Consider the following 17,114-nt stretch of genomic DNA (forward strand, 5'->3'; position numbering starts at 1 on the left):
GCCGGTTTGTGCCAAAATTCGTGGTCTGTGATCTGGAAGTCGAAACCGAATGTTACCGGATCAGCCGCAATCTTGTCGGCCACTTAATGATTGATTACAAATAGACCTCTAAGAAAGACTGCGATGCTGACAAACGACGCCGCACTGGTCCTGTTCAGCGGTGGACAGGACTCGACAACCTGCCTGGCCTGGGCCCTGGAGCGCTATCCGCGCGTCGAAACCATCGGCTTCGACTACGGCCAGCGCCATGCGATTGAGCTGACCGTGCGCCCGCGCGTGCTGCAGCAGATGCGCAGCGTGAAGCCGGAATGGGCGGAACGCCTGGGCGAAGACCACATGGTCGACCTGGGCCTGATCTCGCAACTGTCGAAGACGGCCATGACCGAGGACATCGAGATCGTGATGCAGGAAAACGGCCTGCCGAACACCTTCGTCCCCGGCCGCAACCTGCTGTTCATGACCGTGGCCGCCACCCTGGCGTATCGCCGCGGCCTCACCGTGCTGGTCGGCGGCATGTGCGAAACCGACTTCTCCGGCTATCCGGACTGCCGCGACGACACCATGAAGGCGCTGCAGGTGGCCCTGAACCTCGGCATGGACACCCGCAACAAGCTGGAAACCCCGCTGATGTGGCTGGACAAGGCGCAAACCTGGCAACTGGCCGAACGCCTCGGCGGCCAGGAACTGGTCGACCTGATCCGGGCCGACACCCATACCTGCTACAAGGGGGAACGCGGCGCGCTGCACGACTGGGGCTATGGCTGCGGCACCTGCCCGGCCTGCGAGTTGCGCGCGCGCGGCTACCGCCTGTACCAGGCCGCACTGCGTGGCAATCACGATAGTAGCGCCGATTGACTTTTTCTATAGGGCAATTGCTTTGCCCTAAACAAACTAAGATGCTGGTATGCCGAGGCCACCTGCCAGCCCGCCGCTCCAACGCCTGCTCCAACCCCGCCTGCTGGCTGGGCTGGTGGTTGCGCTTTGCCTGACGGCGACCGGCAGCGTCTGGTGGGGCGCCCACGTCGATGCCGAGCGCGACGCCCGCAGCGGCTTCGAATACCGCGCCCGCGAACTGGTCAACAATATGGCTGCGCGCATGCAGGCCTATGTGCAGGTGCTGTACGGCGTGCAGGGCTTGTTCGCCAGTTCCGACTACGTCGACCGGCAGGAATTCCACACCTATATCGAGCGCCTGGAACTGGGACAGAACTTTCCCGGCATGCAGGGCATCGGCTTCATGCGCCTGGTGCCGGGTGCGCAGCTTGAGTCGCACGTCGCCATCGTCAAGGCCGAGGGCTTTCCCGACTACGCGGTGACGCCGCCCGGCCAGCGCAGCCAGTACGGCCCGGTGGTCTATCTGGAACCGTTCTCCGGCGCCAATATGCAGGCTTTCGGCTATGACGGGCTGTCCGAGCCAGTGCGCCGTGCCGCTTTCGAGCAGGCGCGCGATTCCGGCCTGCCGACCATGACGGGCAAGCTGCTCCTCAAGCAGGAAACCGCCGACCCGGTGCAGTCCGGCTTCATCATCGCGCTGCCGATCTACCAGAACGGCGTGGGCCGCTACACCCTGATCCAGCGCCGCAGTGCGCTGAAAGGCTGGGTCTACGCGCCGTTTCGCGTGGGCGACGTGATGGCGGCGCTGGGGCACGATGCCCTGCGCGGCCTGGACGTGGAGGTCTACGACGGCGACGCACCCAACGCCATGACGCGCATGTTCGACAGCGCGCCGGCGGCTGCCGCGGTGGAAGGGCGCCAGCACGCGCTCAAGCGCATCAGCCTGGCGGGCCGGCGCTGGACCCTGCATATCAGCGCGCTGCCCAAGGCCAACGGCGTGCTTTCGGATAAACCGCGCGCCATCGCCATCGGCGGCCTGTTGATCAGCGCCTTGCTGGCGCTGCTGGCCTACGTGCTGGCGGAAAGCCGGCAGCGCCTGCGCCTGGCGCTCGACCAGAGCAGCCGCATGGGCGATGAATTGCGCGAGGGGCAGGAAACCCTGCTGGCCATGGCCGAACATGCCCAGGGCAGCCAGGCGGTGTTGCGCTGCATCCTCGATTCCACGGTGGACGGCATCCTGGTCGACAACTACAGCGGTGCCGTGCTGAACTCCAATCGCCGCTTCCGCCAGTTGTGGAATGTGCCGGAGCAGCTCGATTGGGAAAACGACGGCGCCATCCTGCTGGCCCATATGGCCAGCCAGCTGGAACAGCCCGATGCCTTCCTGCAGGCCTGCGCCCGGCCCGAGCCGGACGACGAGGACAGCCACAGCCAGCTGCAGATGCGCGATGGCCGCGTGCTGGAAGTGACCACGCGCCCGCTGCGCCTGGGCAGCGAAGCAGCAAGGCTGTGGTCCTTCCGCGACGTCACCGAACGCACCCTGAACGAGCGGCGCGAGGAAGGGCGCCACCAGGTGCTGGAATTGCTGGCCGCCGGTGCGCCGCAGCAGGAGGTGCTGGACAGCCTGATGCGCGGCATCGAGGTGGTCAACCCCGGCATGATCTGCAGCGTGATGCTGCTTGACGAAGAAGGCAGGCACCTGCACCTGTCCGCCGCCCCCAGCCTGCCGGCCTTTTTCAGGCAGGCCATCGACGGCTTGCCGATCGGCTTTGGCAACGGTTCCTGCGGCAAGGCCGTCACCAGCAACAGCCGCGTGATCGTGGCGGACATCGCCAGCGACCCGCTGTGGGCGCCGTACCGCGAGATGGCCTTGCGGGCGGGACTGGGCGCCTGCTGGTCGGAGCCGGTGCACGGCGCCAACGGCAAGGTGCTGGGCGCCTTTGCCATCTATCACCGCGAACCGCAGCGTCCCAGCGTGGCGCAGCTGGCCCTGATCGACCAGGCTGCCAGCCTGGCCGGCATCGCGGTGGAACAGGCGCGCGCCGCCGAAGCCTTGCGCGTCGGCGAGGCGCGCTTCCGCAGCCTGTACGACCATGCGCCGGTCGCCTTGTGGCAGCAGGACTGGTCGGCCGTGCGCGCGGCCTTGCTGGAGCTGGCCGATTCGGGCGTGGAAGATGTGGCGCAATGGCTGCAGGTGAACCCCAGCCAGCTGCAGCGCCTGGCCGGGCTGGTGCGCATCACCGACGTCAACGCCGCCGCGCTGGCCCAGGTTGGCGCCGACCCGGCCTGCAAGCGGCCGGACAAGCTGGGCCTGGCGCAGAATTTCGCGCCGTCGGCCATGCGGGAATTCAGGCGTGCGCTGCTGGCGATGGAGCAGGGCGCGCACCTGTTCCAGTGCGAAGGCAGCTTTCTGCGCCTGGATGGCGTGCAGCGCCAGAATGAACTGACGCTGCTGGTGATGCCGGGCCACGAACATGCGCTGGACTTCGTGATCGTGTCCACCATCGACATCACGGAGCGCAAGCGCCTGAATGAAGAGCTGCTGCAGCTGGCCACCACCGACTTCCTGACCGGCTTGCCGAACCGGCGCGAATTCATGGCGCGCCTGGAAGACGAGCAGGCCCGCCTGCAGCGCGATGTCGGCGGCCGCGCCGCCGTGCTGATGCTGGACATCGACTACTTCAAGGACATCAACGACGCCCACGGCCACGACTGGGGCGACGCCGTGCTGCGCCACCTGGCCGGCCTGATGCGCGATTCGCAGCGCAAGATCGACATGCTGGGCCGCGTGGGCGGCGAGGAATTCGCCATCCTGCTGCCGGGCGCCGACCTGGAAGCGGCGCGCGCTTTTGCCGAGCGCCTGCGCCAGCGCATTGCCGAGACCCCGATGGGACGCAATGGCAACAGCATCGCCATCACGGTCAGCATCGGCATCGCCAGCATGGCGTCGGCCGATCGCAGCGGCGACGCGGCCCTGGTGCGGGCCGACCACGCGCTATACCGGGCCAAGCGCGCCGGCCGCAACCGGGTGGAAGGCTGATCAGTCGGGGCGCATGCGCAGCTGTTCGACCTTGTCGCCCTTGCCCAGGCTCAGGTCGACCAGCATGGCGCCGCTGCCGTAGTTCAGGCGGTAGCTGTACTTGCGCACTTCGCCATCGGTGCTGCGCGCCAGCGCTTCCACCTTGCGCAGCGGTCCCCATTCCTGCAGGTCCTCCGACACCATGGCCAGGAATTCCGGCGGCAGGTCGCCCGCTACTTTGTCGCTCAAGCCTTCCGGCAGCTTGCGCTCGGCAATGCTGGCGAACATGGCCCGCACGCGTTCGGCCACGGCCGGTTCGGTTTCCGCAATCGCAGGCTTCGGCTTGACGGCCAGCGCCGGCAGGTAATGCGCGGCGACGATGTCCCCCAGCTTGCCGGGGCGCGCGCTGGCCGAATTGGCCAGCACCACCACCGACAGCCTGTCGTCCACGAAGCGGTACAGCTGCGAACGGAAGCCTTGCCATGCGCCGCCGTGGGCGATGGCGCGATGGCCGTTACGCTGGAACAATTGCCAGCCATAGCCGTATTCGGTGGCCGTGCCGTCGTTCAGTCTGGCCGGCGTCCAGCTGGCATTGCGCGCGCTGGCCGGGAGCACCTTGTCGCCATACAGCGCCAGGTCCCATTTCGCCAGGTCGCGCGCCGTCAGGTACAGGCTGCCGTCCGCCGTGGTGTTCAGGCGCGGCGCCACCCAGGACTGGTTCACCAGCTTGCCGCCCTTGCGTTCATAGCCGCGCGCGCGGTGCGGAATGATGTCGGCTTCGCTGATGATGCGGGTGCCCATGTCCAGCGGCGCGAAGATGCGCTCGCGCAGCTGGTCGCCATAGAACTTGCCGCCCGCCTTGTTGCAAATGAAGCCGAGCAGGTGGTAGCCCATGTTCGAGTACGACCATTTCTCGCCCGGTGCGAACAGCACGGGGATCTCCGCCTCCAGCGCGATCAGCTCTTCTTCCGTGTAATCCTTGGTCAGGTCCAGCCTGGCGTAAGGATCGCCCAGGCCCGAGGTATGCGACAGCAGGTGGCGGATGGTGATGCCTTCCCAGGCCTTGGGCGTGTTCGCCAGGTGCCGGGAAACAGGGTCGTCCAGCGACAGTTTGCCGTCTTCGGCCAGCAGCATCACCAGGGCCGCGGTGAAGGTCTTGCCGACCGAACCGGACTGGAAGATGGTGGCGGGCGTGACCTTGACCTTGTTTTCCAGGTCGGCCAGGCCATAGCCTTGTTCGCGGATGATCTTGCCGTCCTTCACGACGGCGATGGAAACGCCGGGGATATGGCTGCGTTTCATCTCCGCCAGGATGGCGTCATCGAGCTTGTCAGCGAAGGCGGGGGCAGAGAAGGCGAGGGAGAGCAGCAGGATGGTCGTGCGCATGGATGCAATCCTTGAGTTGCAAAAATTGCATTCTAGCACCCGATCCGGGCGAATCAGGCAGGGGCATGTTCCAGCGCCGGCGCGGCAGCTTCGGCAGGCTTGCGGTGGCGGCGCTTCACCAGCCAGTAAATGAAAAACGGGATCATCAGCGGCAGCAACAGGGGCGACACGGCCGCCATGGTCACCACGGCCGCCAGCGCCAGGGACAGGATCACGATCACGCCGACGCCTGCCATCACCACGGCCACGATGGCTGCCGCGAAGATCATCGCCACCGCCATCACGGCAAACACGCCGCCGGCCAGCACGGTACCGAACAAGGCGCCCAGCGGCCCGTCATAGTCCGTGTCGCCGACCGTGACGACGAGGTCGCTGGCATCGAAGGAGATCCAGGCTGCAACCATGCAGAAGAACAGCAGGACCAGGGACAGGGCAAATACCTTTTTCATGATGGGCCTCTTGGCGTTGAACATGGTGTTACTGTAGGCCCGGCGCCCCTTGCCAGCCATCCGCTTGCGACGAACGGTGGATTTTGCATGATGAATGGAAAAAGTCCGCCGTTCCGCCTTGAATTGATTGACTGTTTGCCTATACTGAATATCCGATCTCTGAGATGGAGGGGAATATGGCTTGGCTAGTAAGAGACGGGAGCCAATCGTTGCTCCTGGTAATCGACAGCGAACCGCGCCAGCGCAGCGCGATGATCGAGTTAGGCCCCAAAGGCCCGCCATCCGCACCACCGACGATTCCACCAATCATCATCAATCCCTTCAAATACCAGACGCCCGACCCGGCCATCGATCCGCGCATCACTCCCCTCGGCCCGCCGGTGTTGCCGCCTCGGCGGCCTGCCATGTCGCTGCATTGATCTGGCACAAACTTGGTTTTCCTGATACAGCCCGCGCACCACGCGGGCTTTGTTTTCCGCTGGCTAGCGTGGGCGCCTCCTGCTATATTTCCCAGACGCATCTAACCTTGGGAATAAGATGGAAAGCCGTCTGCGCCGCCTGGAGGCCGTCCAGGAAATCCTGCTGGAAATTGGCAAGCTGTCCAATAGTTGCACCGACATCTTGGTCTTCCTGCAGTCCGTGCACGCGGCACTGGGCCGCATCATGTACGCCGCCAATTTCTACGTGGCCCTGAGCGACCGAGACGCGCCCGGCAATGCGGTGCGCTTCGTCTATTTTGTCGACGAAGTGGACGACCATCCCTACAAGGACCAACTGGTGCAGCTGGCCACGCCCGACCAGTCGCCCACCGCCTGGGTCATCCTGAACAAGCAGCGCCTGGTGATGACGGGCGACGAACACCGCGCCCGCGCAGAAAACGAAGTGTTCGGCGTCGGCACGATCGCCGAGCACTGGGTCGGTTGTCCCTTGCTGGACCAGGACCATGAGGTGCTGGGCGCCATGGTGATCCAGAGCTACGACAAGGAGCACACCTACAGCGAGGAAGACCAGGCCCTGTTCGCGCAGATTGCCAACCACGTGTCGAGCGCACTGCAAGGCTTGCAGAGCATGGACCGGCTCGAGCGTGCCGTGCGCGAACGCACCTTGGAACTGGAGCGCGAAGTAGCGGAGCGCAGCAAGGCCGAACGCCTGCAGCGCGCGCTGTACGAGATTGCCAGCCTGTCCGCATCGGCATCGGCCGAATCGGACGCCAGGCTGCTGTACGCCCGCCTGCACGAGATTGTCGGCAGCCTGATCACCGCCCGCAATTTCCTGATTGCGCTCTACCATCCCAAGCGCGACGAAATGTCGATCCCTTACTTCGTCGACGAGAAGGACCAGGAAGCGCCGGTCCAGCGTTTCGAATACGGCGTCGGCATGAGCTCCTTCGTGCTGAAGAAGCGCCAGCCCATGCTGCTCGACGGGCCCGCGTTCGCGGCGCTGATGGAGCGCGGCGACATCAATGAACCGCTGGGAAACCAGGGCATCGCCAGCTGGATGGGTTGCCCGATGATGGTGGGCGAGCAAGCGCTGGGCGTGATCATCGTGCAAAGCTACGACGCATCCGTGGTGTACTCGCAGGCCGAACTCGATATCCTGGCCTACGTCGCCAACCACACCGCCGCCGCCATCGCGCGCACCCGCGCCGACCTGGCGATCCGCCGCGCCAAGGCCGAACTGGAAGAACAGAACACCGCGCTGGCCACCGCGCTCACGCAATTGCAGACGGCGCAATCGGAGCTGGTGCGGCAAGAGAAGCTTGCCTCGCTGGGGCGCCTGGTCGCCGGCGTCGCGCATGAAATCAACACCCCGCTCGGCATCTGCGTGACCGCCACCAGCCACCTGGTGGAAGAGCTGCGCCTGTGCCGCCTCGACCTGGCCGAGGGCACGCTGGACGAAGACGGCTTGAACCAGTTCTTCGACACGGTCGACCAGTCGCTCAAGATCATGACCACCAACACCCAGCGCGCAGCGGCGCTGGTGCGCAGCTTCAAGCAGGTGGCGGTGGACCAGTCGTCCGACAATATCCGCCACTTCAACCTGCGCAAATACCTGGATGAAGTGCTGCTGTCGCTGCAGCCCAAGCTGAAGGGCAAACCGATTGCCGTCAACGTCGACTGCCCGCCGGACATCCATTGCGAGAGCTTCCCCGGCGCCGTCTCGCAGATCGTCACCAATATGGTGGTGAACTCCCTGGTGCACGGCTTCGAAGAAGGGCAGAAGGGCACCATCCGCATCACCGGCAAGCTCGAAGGCGACCACGTGCTGTTCGATTACAGCGACGACGGCGTCGGCATGGATTCCACCACGCTGCAGCAGCTGTTCGATCCCTTCTTCACCACCAAGCGCGGCTCCGGCGGAAGCGGCCTGGGGGCGCACATCCTGTACAACCTGGTGACCGGACCGCTGGGCGGCACGGTGAAGGTGGTCAGCTCGCCCGGCATGGGGCTGCACTACCACCTGCGTTTCCCGCGCGACCAGCGCAAGCAGTCTGCATGAGGGCGTTTTTCCTTGCCTTCGCGGCGGCGTTTGCCTGCGCCGCCGGCGCCGCACCGCTGGCTGACCAGCCGCGCAGTTATCCTTTCAAAGACCAGCAAGGCGACGATGCAGTCGCCAAGCTGCCGTGGATCGTAGGCGGCGAGCCCGGCGTGGCTGAGCGTATCAACGCCTATGTGTACGACGCGTTCCTGCATACCCTGCCTTCGGCGGACGCCAAGGCCATCGGCGGCATGATCGACCCGGGCACCATGTCGATCGAATCGAATGGCATCAGCCCTGTGAACGGCGGGCGCATGGCGCGCGTTTCGCTGCAGCTGTCGGCTTGCGGCGCGCATTGCGGCGATTCGAATTTTGACTATTACTTCGATGTGTCGAATGGGCGCATGGTGGAGGCACTGGATGTGGTCACGACGGATGCAAAGGCCAGGTTGCTGCCCAAGGCGCGCAAGGCGCGCAGCGTGACGATGCAAAAGCACATCGCCGAGCTCAGGAAGCGCTTCAAGAAGGGCAAGGACAAATCCGATGCCGAAGACCAGCTCATACTGTATGAAAATTGCCTCGACAACGAAGAACAGCCAACTGCCGGCGATTTCGGCCACCTGGGCATCCGCGACAACCGCCTGGTGCTGCGTTCCATGTCCTGCGGCAGTTATTCGGTCCGCAGCATCGACGAGCTGGGCGACTTCGAGTACGTACTCAAGGGCGATGAAATGCGGCCCTACCTGAATCCCTACGGCCGCAAGCTGATGCTGGGCGAGGGCGACGCACCGGCGCCGCTGGTCGGAAAATCCGCCCAGCTGTACAAAGGCACAATCAACGGCAACCTGGCGGTGACGCTGTTTATCGGCGACAGCGGCCTGTCAGCAAGCCCGTCGCCGCAAGCCCACTATTACTATGACAAGCACCGCAAGCAGATTGAGTTGACGGTGCAGCGTCAGGGCGCGCAGCTGACCCTCACCGAGCGCGACAACGACGGCAAGCCATCTGGCGTGATGACGCTGAAGGTGTCCGGCGCAAGGCTGACTGGTGAATGGCGTTCCGGCGCCAAGCGTATGCCGGTCGAACTGGCCGCGTACTGACGAAAATTCGGGGTCAGGTCTGTCTTTTGGACAGACAGCGCACTCCTTTGACAAAAATCAAAACGGGGCGAATCGCAACCTCGCGTATTCGTTCTGTCCCGTCGTTTTTCGGTGACTTTGATTTTTATCAAACGTCGTTCACCGCTGTCCAAATGACAGACCTGACCCCGAATTTCAGTCGGGGAAGCGCTCGTTGATCGCGAGGGCCTTGTCCATATTGGCGATCAGCAGTTCGACGAATTTCGGGTCGAGGTGAGTGCCCGCCACCTCGCGCATGTGCTCCACCACTTTCTCGACCGGCCAGGCATCCTTGTAGCAGCGCTTGTGCATCAGCGCGTCGAACACGTCGGACACGGCCACGATCCGCGCGTACTCGTGGATATCGTGGCCCTTCAGCCCTTGCGGGTAGCCGCTGCCGTCGAACTTTTCATGGTGCTGGTGGGCGATCACGGCGGCTGCCTTCAGGATCGGGCGCTGCGAGCCGTCCAGGATCGACAGGCCGACCGTCGGATGCTGCTTCATGATTTCCCACTCGGCCGCATCGAGCTTGCCCGGTTTGAGCAGCACCGAATCCGGCGTGGCGATCTTGCCGATATCGTGCATCGGCGCCGCGTGTTTCAGCACGGCGGTTTCATCTTCCGGCATGCCGGAGGCGCTGGCCAGCAGGTGGCAGAATTCGGCCATGCGCCGCACGTGGTTGCCGGCTTCGTTGGAGCGCGATTCGACCACGTCGCCCAGGCGCATGATCAGCTCGGCCTGGGTGTCGGTGATTTCCTGCGTCAGCAGGATGTTGTCGAAGGCGATCGCTACCCCGCTGCAGAAAATCTCCAGCAGCTTCTGGTCGATCTCGGAAATCTCGTCCACGCCCTTCAGCACCAGCAGCGACGCCTTGCCGCTGCTGTTGGGGAAGTAGCCGACGAAGGTGTCGCCGGCCATGCGCGAGATGCGGTTGCGCTCGGCGTCCTTGAGCTGGGCCAGCAGCTCCGGCGTCAGCAGGCTGTCCTCGTCCTGGCCGATCTGGGCCAGCACTTCGTAATCGTGCTCGCCGCTGACGGCGCTGGCGCCGCGCAGGCGCACCAGCATGCTGTGCTCCAGGCGCAGCAGCGCGACCACCTGCTGCAGCAAGCCGTCGGCGAAGTCTTTCAGGTTGCGTGCCTGGAAGATGTGGGCCGAGGCGGCAATCACGCGTTCCAGGCCTTCGCGGTAATGCATTTGCTGCTGGCGCGCTTCTTCCACCTTCATGATGTCGCGGTAGGCGCGCAGGGCGGCGAAGGTGGTGGTGAACAGCTTGGTGCGATCGAGCTCGGTCTTTTCCTTGTAATCGTTGATGTCGTAATTGACGATCACGCGTTCTTCCGGCGCCTGGCCCGGTTGCCCGGTGCGCAGCACGATGCGGGTGAACTGGTTGTCGAGGTCTTCGCGCAGCCAGCGCGCCACTTCCAGGCCGGAGTCTTCGCGCTCCATCACGACGTCGAGGAAGACCAGGGCGATGTCTTTTTCCTTTGCCAGCACTTCCTTCGCTTCGGCGCCGCTGTATGCGTGCAGGAAAGCCAGGCCGCGTCCTTCCAGGCGAAACCGGCTCAGCGTGAGCTTGGTGATGTCGTGGATATCGGGTTCGTCATCAACCAGCAGGATGCGCCACGGCGCAAGTTTGGGCGTAGCAGAAGACAAGAAAGACATATTGGCAAATTCCAAATGTGACACACAGTCCTGGATGATGCGCAATTTTCAGGCGCATCAAATTGATTGTAGTCCTACCCATTGTTATTAACAACAGGCAATACTGGATGAGCTAAATCTTTACAACATCTACTGCGTCGCCGTAACGCTTTTGACAGCGCTCGCACCAGAACGTACGGCGCTGGGTGAGCCCGAGATGGGCCCGGTGCAGCTTGATATTACAGCGCGGGCACACGGCACGGTTGTGCACCAGCCAATGTTTTTTCAATTCAAACGCCAACTTCCATTGTTTGAACTCAAAACTGTATTGGCGCGCTTGCTTGACCAGCTCACGCAACTTTCCTTGTGGCAATTTACTTACCGTGGAGAGAGGGTGTATGTGTAAACGAAACAATACTTCGTTTTTAATAATATTGCCAACGCCAGCGAAGATGTCCTGGTCGAGCAGGACATCGCAGACAAGCCGCTCGGGATTGTCGCGCAGTTTTTTCAGCGCCAGGCGCGGACTCCAATGCGCCGACATCACGTCGCCGCGCCAATCGTAAGCCTGCTCCAGTTCCCCTTCCACCAGCTTGACCGAACAGGTATAGAAGTTCAGCTCGCCGCCTTCTTCGAATTGCAGCGACAGCCGCGGCTCGGCGCCTGCCTTGCGCTCGTCGATGCGGTAGCTGCCGAACATCAGGAAGTGGATGCGCAGCGTGTACAGCGGCAATTCGATCAGGAAGTGCTTGCCCCAGCTGCGTAGCGACAGCACCGGCTGGCCGGGCAGCTCGTCGAACGGCACGGCCTTGCTGTTGCCGCTGGCGCAGGCAATGGTGCGCCCTTCAAACGCGCGCACCTGTTCGCTGAGGATGACGATCGACGGGCCTTCGGGCATGGCGCACCTCCTTGCCGACAGCATCGGCGCTCCAGCGCGACGGCGCCGTGCGCACACGCACAATTGCTATACTCGCTGCATGCTGATCCGACCTACGACCGAACACGACTGGACCACCCTCAAGGAGCTGCGCCTTGCTGCGCTGCTTGATGCGCCAACTGCCTTTGGCGTGACGCACGCCAGCGCCGCTGCCAACCCGGATAGCCAGTGGCAGGACCGTGCCGCGGGGCGCGGGCCGGCGGCCTATCTGCTGGCCTTCGACGGCGGCATGCCGGTCGGCATGATCGGTGGTGTCCTGAGTCAAGCGCAGGAGTTCAGCGTGATCGCGATGTGGGTCAAGCCGGCACACCGCGGCAGTGGCGCGGCGGCAGCGCTGGTCGATGCCATGAAGCGGCACGCGCAAGCGCAAGGCCACCAGCGCGTGGTGCTCGAGGTGTCGCCTGCGAACGGACGCGCTGCAGCGTTTTACCGGAAGCTCGGCTTCCAGTTCCTGCCGCAATGGGAAGCACTGGAAAGCCACCCGCATATCCAGCTGCAGAAGATGGAGTGGCGGGCGAGCGAAAGGTGAACCGGCCGCTTCTTTCGTTTGCGGCGCGCAATCGGCTAGTCACAATGTTGTCATTTTCGCTTCCTAGAATGGCGGGCAGTTTCAACTCCCCCACTTTTGGAAAGCGTCATGGAAAACAAAATCGATCACGACGATATCGGCTACAACGATACCCCGAACGAGCACTTCAGCGAAATTCTCGACAAGCGCATCAGCCGCCGCAACCTGCTGCGCGGTTCGGTAGCGTCGGCCATCTCCGTGATGATGGGTTCTGCCACCCTGACCGCCTGCGGCGGCGGCGACGATGCACCGGTGGTCACCAAGCCGGAAACGCCGGCGCCGGTTGAAAAGCTGCTGGGCTTTGCGGCCGTGGGCAAGAGCCTGGCCGACCTGGTCACCGTGCCGGCCGGCTACACCGCCACCGTCATCTATGCACTGGGCGATCCGTTGACCGCTTCCGCCACGGCCTTCAAGAACGATGGCAGCGATGCCGACTTCGAGAACCGTGCCGGCGACCACCACGACGGCATGGAATTCTTCGGCCTGGACAGTGCCGGCAAACCTTCTGCCAGCGGCAACGACCGCGGCCTGCTGGCCATCAATCACGAAGCGACCACTAACGAAAAGCTGGCATCCTTCTTCATCCACGCCAATGGCGGCACCAACACCCTGCCGCGCCCGGCCGCGGAAATCGACCGCGAAACTTCGCTGCACGGCATCTCCGTGGTGGAAGTGCGCAAGAACGCAGGCAAATGGGAATACGTCAAGGATTCGGCATTCAACCGCCGCGTCACCTGCCTGACTGACTGCGACCTCAGCGGCCCGGTGAAAGGCAATGCCCTAGTGAAGACCAAGTACTCGCCGGACGGCAGCAAGATCCGCGGCACCCTGAACAACTGCGGCACCGGCCGCACCCCATGGGGTTCCTTCGTCTCCGGCGAAGAAAACTGGAGCGGCTACTTCACCCGCAGCGCTACCGACGATGCCGCGCGCGGCAACGACAAGAGCGTCGCCGCGCTCAAGCGCTACGGACGCAGCCAGGGCGCCGCTTCGCGCCACGGCTGGGAATCGGGCGGCGCCGACGACAAGTACGCGCGCTGGAACAACTCCAAGCTCGGTGCTTCGCTCGATGGCAGCGACGACTACCGCAACGAAATGAACGGCATGGGCTATATCGTGGAAGCCGATCCGTACAACAAGGGCAAGAATCTGCGCAAGCGCACCGCGCTGGGCCGCTACGCCCACGAAAGCGCCGCCTTCGGAAAGACCGTGGCCGGCCAGCCGCTGGCCGTGTACATGGGCGACGATTCGCGCAACGAGTACATCTACAAATTCGTCTCCACCGCCACCTGGAGCGAGGCCGACGCTGCGCCGGCCGACCTGCTGGCCACTGGCGACAAATACCTGGATTCAGGCAAGCTGTTCGTGGCCAAGTTTGCTGCCGACGGCAGCGGTTCCTGGATCGAGCTGAACATCAGCAATGCCGCCATCGCCGCTTACACGACCTATAAGTTCGCCGACCAGGCCGACGTGCTGGTCAACGCCCGCCTGGCGGCCGACGCCGTGGGCGCCACCAAGATGGACCGCCCGGAATGGTGCTCGGTCAACCCGGCCAATGGCGAGGTCTACTTCACCCTCACCAACAACAGCGCCCGTACCGCACCGGACGGCCCGAATCCGCGCACCTATGAAGACATGAAGGGCACGTCCAAGCAGACCGGCAACGTCAATGGCCACATCCTGCGCGTCAAGGAAAAAGACGGCAACGCTTCCGCCGCCTTTACCTGGGACGTCTACCTGTTCGGCGCCCAGTCCGATGCCAACCCAAGCCTGGTCAACCTGTCCAGCCTGACTGCCGACCAGGATTTCTCCAGCCCGGACGGCCTGGCCTTCTCGCGCTCCACCGGCATCTGCTGGATCCAGACCGACGACGGCGCCTATACCGACGTCACCAACTGCATGATGCTGGCCGGCCTGCCAGGCCAGGTGGGCGACGGCAAGAAAGTCACGCTGGCGTACGGCGCCACCAATGTCGACACCTTCGTCGGCAAGACCCCGACTGCCGACACGCTGAAGCGCTTCCTGGTCGGCCCGGTCGACTGCGAACTGACCGGCATCACCGAAACGCCGGATGGCAAGACGCTGTTCGTCAACATCCAGCACCCGGGTGAGGGCACGGCCAACGCCAATATCGCCGACCCGGCCAAATACACCAGCCAATGGCCAAGCAATGCCGGCTACGGCGTGGGCAAGCGTCCGCGTTCGGCCACCATCGCCATCACCAAGAACGACGGCGGGCGCATCGGTAGCTGATTGTAAAAAGTTGTCTGAAAAATGGGGTACGTCCCCATTTATTCTGGGCCGGACGTATCCGGCCCGTTTTTTTTGTCAGGAATTGTTTCAATGACAGCAGGGGCGGGGGCGAGGAGTATATTGAAGCTTATCTAGGAAAGGAAACCCATCATGAAACGCCAAACTCGCTTCTGGATCGCCGCTGCCCTGCTGCTGGCGGCGGCTGGCGCCGCCTCGGCAGGCGGGGTGACCGTCAAGTACCAGGACCCGGACAAATTCACGGACGTGCCGTTCTGGGAACAGGACCGTGACCAGGTGCTGAAGGAATTGACTACCCATTTCGAATCCCTGGCCAGGCAATTGCCGGCCAACCAGCAATTGTCGATCACCGTGACCGACATCGACCTGGCCGGCCGCGTCGAGCCGCGCCGCCGTTCCCTGCACGACTTGCGCATCCTGCGCGGCGGGGCCGACTGGCCGACCATGGAATTGCAATATACGCTGCAACAGGATGGCAAGGTGCTTGCCAGCGGCACCGACCGCCTCAGCAACATGATGTACCTGGACGGCCTGAACCGTTACGCGGGCGGTGATTCGCTGCGGTATGAAAAGCCGATGGTCGACGATTGGTTCAAGAAAACGTTCGGCGCACCGACCCAGCTCAGCAGCAAGTAATGTTGCCGCTCAGTCGATCCAGTTCACGCGGCTGAACTTGGCGCGGAAGTCGTCCGGCATCGGCACCACCTGGCTGTGGCGGTAGTGGTAGAACACGAAGCCTTGCTTGGCCATGGCAACCAGCGTGCCATCGGCCGGACGGGTGATGCGGAAGATGACGTCGCCGCCATACTTGTTGAAATCCATCACGCCTACCTCGAACAGCAGCTGGTCGCGCGCGTGCGCTTCGGCGCGGTAGGTGGTGGCCAGGTCGGTGACGATGATGCCGGTGCCGTCGGCTTCCGTTTCCTGCACGCCGAACTCGAACAGGAAGCGCGCCCGCGCTTCCGAGATCATGGAAATCATCGAGTCGTTGCCGAGGTGGTTGGCGCCGTTGATGTCGGTCACGCGGACCGTCAGCTGGGTCGAAAAGCAGAATTGGTCTTCCGGGAACGCAAGCGTCAGTCTGGCCATGTCTTTCGCGGGCTGGTGGGAAAGCGCCCATTGTAGCGCGCCTTCGCCACCGGGACCGGTCCTTACGGTTTGCGGATGATCTGGTACACCTTGCCGGATTCGCTCAGCATGTACAGCTCGCCCGCGGCATCCTGGCCGAAGGCCGGGACCTGGCCGATATCGCCCACCGCCCAGTCTTTCGCTTCGCTGACTGCGCCGTTGCTATACAGGAAGCTCTTCAGGAAGCCCTTGCAATAATCCGAATAGAGGTAGCGGCCGGCCAGTTCCGGCAAGGCCGTGCCGCGGTAGACAAAGCCGCCGGTGATCGAACAGCCGTTGGCATTGTTGCTGCCGTGGTCGTACTCGAAGACGGGCAGGGTCAGTCCTTGCTGGGAACAGGTGCTGGCGTTGTAGCAACTGGTCCCTTCCATGGTGTTCCAGCCGTAGTTGACTGCCTTGGCGCCGGCCGCCACCACGTCGACTTCCTCCTTCAAGGCCTGGCCGACGTCGGCAATGTACAGCGACGATGTCGTGTTGTCGAAGGCGAAGCGCCAAGGGTTGCGCAAGCCGTAGGCCCAGATTTCGCCGCGCTTGCCGGCTTGGCCGACAAAGGGATTGTCGGCCGGCACGTTATACAGCGGCGCCACCACGTCGTCCACCTTCAGGCGCAGCAGCTTGCCCAGCAGGGAGTCGAGGTTTTGCGCATTGCCGCTCGGGTCGCCAGCGCCGCCGCCGTCGCCGGTGCCGGCATACAGGTAGCCGTCGGCGCCGAAGGCCAGCATGCCGCCCATGTGGTTGGTGTACGTCGGGTGCGGGATGGTGATGATGCGCTTGAGCGAGTTGGCGTCGGCCACGTTGGCATCGGCCGAGACTTTCACTTCGTCGATGGCGATGTTGCTGAACTTGTCCGTGTAATAGATGTAGAAGCGGCCGGTCTGGGCGTAGTTCGGATGGAAGGCCATCGACAGCAGGCCGCCTTCGCCGTCCGTGCTGAGCAGGCCGGTCAAGTCGAGGAACGGCGTGCTGCGCAGCGTGCCGTCGCTGCCGAGGATGCGGATGCGGCCCGGGCGCTCGACAATGAAGCGGCGCGCATCGCCAGCCGGTGCGGTCAGCAACAGGGGAGTGCTGAGGCCGCTTGCCACTTCCTTCACGGCCAGCGCGAAGGCCGGCTTCGGCGGTTCCGGCGGCGGTGGCGCCGGTTGCGTCACGGGGGGCGAACTGCCACCGCCGCCGCCACCGCAAGCTGCCAGCAGCGCGGCCATCAAGGTTGCAGCCAGCGTGCTGGCCGGGGACACAGCGAGGGCCGCAGGCGCGGGCCGGGAATTCAGGTCATCAGCCATCATTT

Annotated in this window: 14 protein-coding genes; 8 read left to right on the forward strand and 6 right to left on the reverse strand. The window is 63.7% G+C overall.

Annotated features, from left to right (window positions below):
- Positions 1 to 123 precede the first annotated feature (123 nt).
- Both queC and ACN9MU_RS05290 read left to right on the forward strand, forming a co-directional pair.
- Positions 124 to 855 carry a 7-cyano-7-deazaguanine synthase QueC gene (gene queC, locus ACN9MU_RS05285; protein WP_426168082.1) on the forward strand — a complete coding sequence of 244 codons (732 nt, stop codon included), beginning with the start codon at positions 124 to 126 and terminating at the stop codon, positions 853 to 855.
- Positions 856 to 904: 49 nt separating this feature from the next.
- Positions 905 to 3,874 (forward strand): CHASE domain-containing protein, encoded by a 2,970-nt coding sequence (locus ACN9MU_RS05290; protein WP_426320907.1) that lies wholly within the window; start codon positions 905 to 907, stop codon positions 3,872 to 3,874.
- Here the strand turns inward: ACN9MU_RS05290 and ACN9MU_RS05295 are convergent, their stop codons facing one another.
- Both ACN9MU_RS05295 and ACN9MU_RS05300 read right to left on the reverse strand, forming a co-directional pair.
- Positions 3,875 to 5,239, reverse strand: a complete 1,365-nt coding sequence (locus tag ACN9MU_RS05295; protein WP_426320909.1) for a serine hydrolase domain-containing protein — start codon at positions 5,237 to 5,239, stop codon at positions 3,875 to 3,877.
- 53 nt (positions 5,240 to 5,292) lie between these two features.
- Positions 5,293 to 5,688 carry a hypothetical protein gene (locus ACN9MU_RS05300; RefSeq protein ID WP_426168088.1) on the reverse strand — a complete coding sequence of 132 codons (396 nt, stop codon included), beginning with the start codon at positions 5,686 to 5,688 and terminating at the stop codon, positions 5,293 to 5,295.
- 209 nt (positions 5,689 to 5,897) lie between these two features.
- Between ACN9MU_RS05300 and ACN9MU_RS05305 the strand changes: the two genes are divergently transcribed.
- The 3 genes from ACN9MU_RS05305 to ACN9MU_RS05315 all read left to right on the forward strand — a co-directional run bounded on the left by ACN9MU_RS05305 (position 5,898) and on the right by ACN9MU_RS05315 (position 9,266).
- Positions 5,898 to 6,107: a hypothetical protein gene (locus ACN9MU_RS05305; protein WP_426320912.1), complete on the forward strand. Its 210-nt coding sequence runs from the start codon at positions 5,898 to 5,900 to the stop codon at positions 6,105 to 6,107.
- Between the two features lie 118 nt (positions 6,108 to 6,225).
- Positions 6,226 to 8,187, forward strand: coding sequence for a GAF domain-containing sensor histidine kinase (locus tag ACN9MU_RS05310; protein WP_426320914.1), 1,962 nt, complete (start codon positions 6,226 to 6,228; stop codon positions 8,185 to 8,187).
- On the forward strand, positions 8,184 to 9,266 hold the full coding sequence (locus ACN9MU_RS05315) for a hypothetical protein (RefSeq protein ID WP_426320916.1): 1,083 nt from the start codon (positions 8,184 to 8,186) through the stop codon (positions 9,264 to 9,266). The genes ACN9MU_RS05310 and ACN9MU_RS05315 overlap by 4 nt, the downstream gene beginning before the upstream one ends.
- Before the next feature lie 174 nt (positions 9,267 to 9,440).
- Here the strand turns inward: ACN9MU_RS05315 and ACN9MU_RS05320 are convergent, their stop codons facing one another.
- Both ACN9MU_RS05320 and ACN9MU_RS05325 read right to left on the reverse strand, forming a co-directional pair.
- The gene (locus ACN9MU_RS05320) at positions 9,441 to 10,946 is read right to left on the reverse strand and encodes a DUF3369 domain-containing protein (protein WP_426168096.1); all 1,506 of its coding nucleotides are present in this window, start codon (positions 10,944 to 10,946) and stop codon (positions 9,441 to 9,443) included.
- A gap of 112 nt (positions 10,947 to 11,058) precedes the next feature.
- A complete protein-coding gene (locus tag ACN9MU_RS05325; protein WP_426168098.1) occupies positions 11,059 to 11,847 on the reverse strand; it encodes a DNA-formamidopyrimidine glycosylase family protein in 789 nt (262 codons plus the stop codon).
- A 55-nt stretch (positions 11,848 to 11,902) separates the two neighbouring features.
- On the opposite strand from ACN9MU_RS05325, the gene ACN9MU_RS05330 reads away from it, so the two are divergent.
- The 3 genes from ACN9MU_RS05330 to ACN9MU_RS05340 all read left to right on the forward strand — a co-directional run bounded on the left by ACN9MU_RS05330 (position 11,903) and on the right by ACN9MU_RS05340 (position 15,337).
- Positions 11,903 to 12,391 carry a GNAT family N-acetyltransferase gene (locus ACN9MU_RS05330; RefSeq protein WP_426344272.1) on the forward strand — a complete coding sequence of 163 codons (489 nt, stop codon included), beginning with the start codon at positions 11,903 to 11,905 and terminating at the stop codon, positions 12,389 to 12,391.
- Positions 12,392 to 12,499: 108 nt separating this feature from the next.
- On the forward strand, positions 12,500 to 14,683 hold the full coding sequence (locus tag ACN9MU_RS05335) for a PhoX family protein (protein WP_426344273.1): 2,184 nt from the start codon (positions 12,500 to 12,502) through the stop codon (positions 14,681 to 14,683).
- A 150-nt stretch (positions 14,684 to 14,833) separates the two neighbouring features.
- Positions 14,834 to 15,337, forward strand: coding sequence for a DUF3016 domain-containing protein (locus tag ACN9MU_RS05340; protein ID WP_426320924.1), 504 nt, complete (start codon positions 14,834 to 14,836; stop codon positions 15,335 to 15,337).
- 9 nt (positions 15,338 to 15,346) lie between these two features.
- Here the strand turns inward: ACN9MU_RS05340 and ACN9MU_RS05345 are convergent, their stop codons facing one another.
- Both ACN9MU_RS05345 and ACN9MU_RS05350 read right to left on the reverse strand, forming a co-directional pair.
- Positions 15,347 to 15,790: a thioesterase family protein gene (locus ACN9MU_RS05345; RefSeq protein WP_426168106.1), complete on the reverse strand. Its 444-nt coding sequence runs from the start codon at positions 15,788 to 15,790 to the stop codon at positions 15,347 to 15,349.
- 62 nt (positions 15,791 to 15,852) lie between these two features.
- Complete coding sequence (locus tag ACN9MU_RS05350; protein ID WP_426168108.1) at positions 15,853 to 17,112, reverse strand: PQQ-dependent sugar dehydrogenase; 1,260 nt, start codon at positions 17,110 to 17,112, stop codon at positions 15,853 to 15,855.
- Between the last annotated feature and the right edge of the window lie 2 nt (positions 17,113 to 17,114).

The sequence above is a fragment of the Pseudoduganella sp. R-32 genome, assembly GCF_049913245.1.
GTDB lineage: Bacteria > Pseudomonadota > Gammaproteobacteria > Burkholderiales > Burkholderiaceae_D > Rugamonas.

Excerpts from the sequence above, each read along its gene's own strand:
- queC (WP_426168082.1), top strand. The coding sequence starts at position 124 with ATGCTGACAAACGACGCCGCACTGGTCCTGTTCAGCGGTGGACAGGAC.
- ACN9MU_RS05290 (WP_426320907.1), top strand. The coding sequence starts at position 905 with ATGCCGAGGCCACCTGCCAGCCCGCCGCTCCAACGCCTGCTCCAACCC.
- ACN9MU_RS05295 (WP_426320909.1), bottom strand. The coding sequence starts at position 5,239 with ATGCGCACGACCATCCTGCTGCTCTCCCTCGCCTTCTCTGCCCCCGCC.
- ACN9MU_RS05300 (WP_426168088.1), bottom strand. The coding sequence starts at position 5,688 with ATGAAAAAGGTATTTGCCCTGTCCCTGGTCCTGCTGTTCTTCTGCATG.
- ACN9MU_RS05310 (WP_426320914.1), top strand. The coding sequence starts at position 6,226 with ATGGAAAGCCGTCTGCGCCGCCTGGAGGCCGTCCAGGAAATCCTGCTG.
- ACN9MU_RS05315 (WP_426320916.1), top strand. The coding sequence starts at position 8,184 with ATGAGGGCGTTTTTCCTTGCCTTCGCGGCGGCGTTTGCCTGCGCCGCC.
- ACN9MU_RS05320 (WP_426168096.1), bottom strand. The coding sequence starts at position 10,946 with ATGTCTTTCTTGTCTTCTGCTACGCCCAAACTTGCGCCGTGGCGCATC.
- ACN9MU_RS05325 (WP_426168098.1), bottom strand. The coding sequence starts at position 11,847 with ATGCTGTCGGCAAGGAGGTGCGCCATGCCCGAAGGCCCGTCGATCGTC.
- ACN9MU_RS05330 (WP_426344272.1), top strand. The coding sequence starts at position 11,903 with ATGCTGATCCGACCTACGACCGAACACGACTGGACCACCCTCAAGGAG.
- ACN9MU_RS05335 (WP_426344273.1), top strand. The coding sequence starts at position 12,500 with ATGGAAAACAAAATCGATCACGACGATATCGGCTACAACGATACCCCG.
- ACN9MU_RS05340 (WP_426320924.1), top strand. The coding sequence starts at position 14,834 with ATGAAACGCCAAACTCGCTTCTGGATCGCCGCTGCCCTGCTGCTGGCG.
- ACN9MU_RS05345 (WP_426168106.1), bottom strand. The coding sequence starts at position 15,790 with ATGGCCAGACTGACGCTTGCGTTCCCGGAAGACCAATTCTGCTTTTCG.
- ACN9MU_RS05350 (WP_426168108.1), bottom strand. The coding sequence starts at position 17,112 with ATGATGGCTGATGACCTGAATTCCCGGCCCGCGCCTGCGGCCCTCGCT.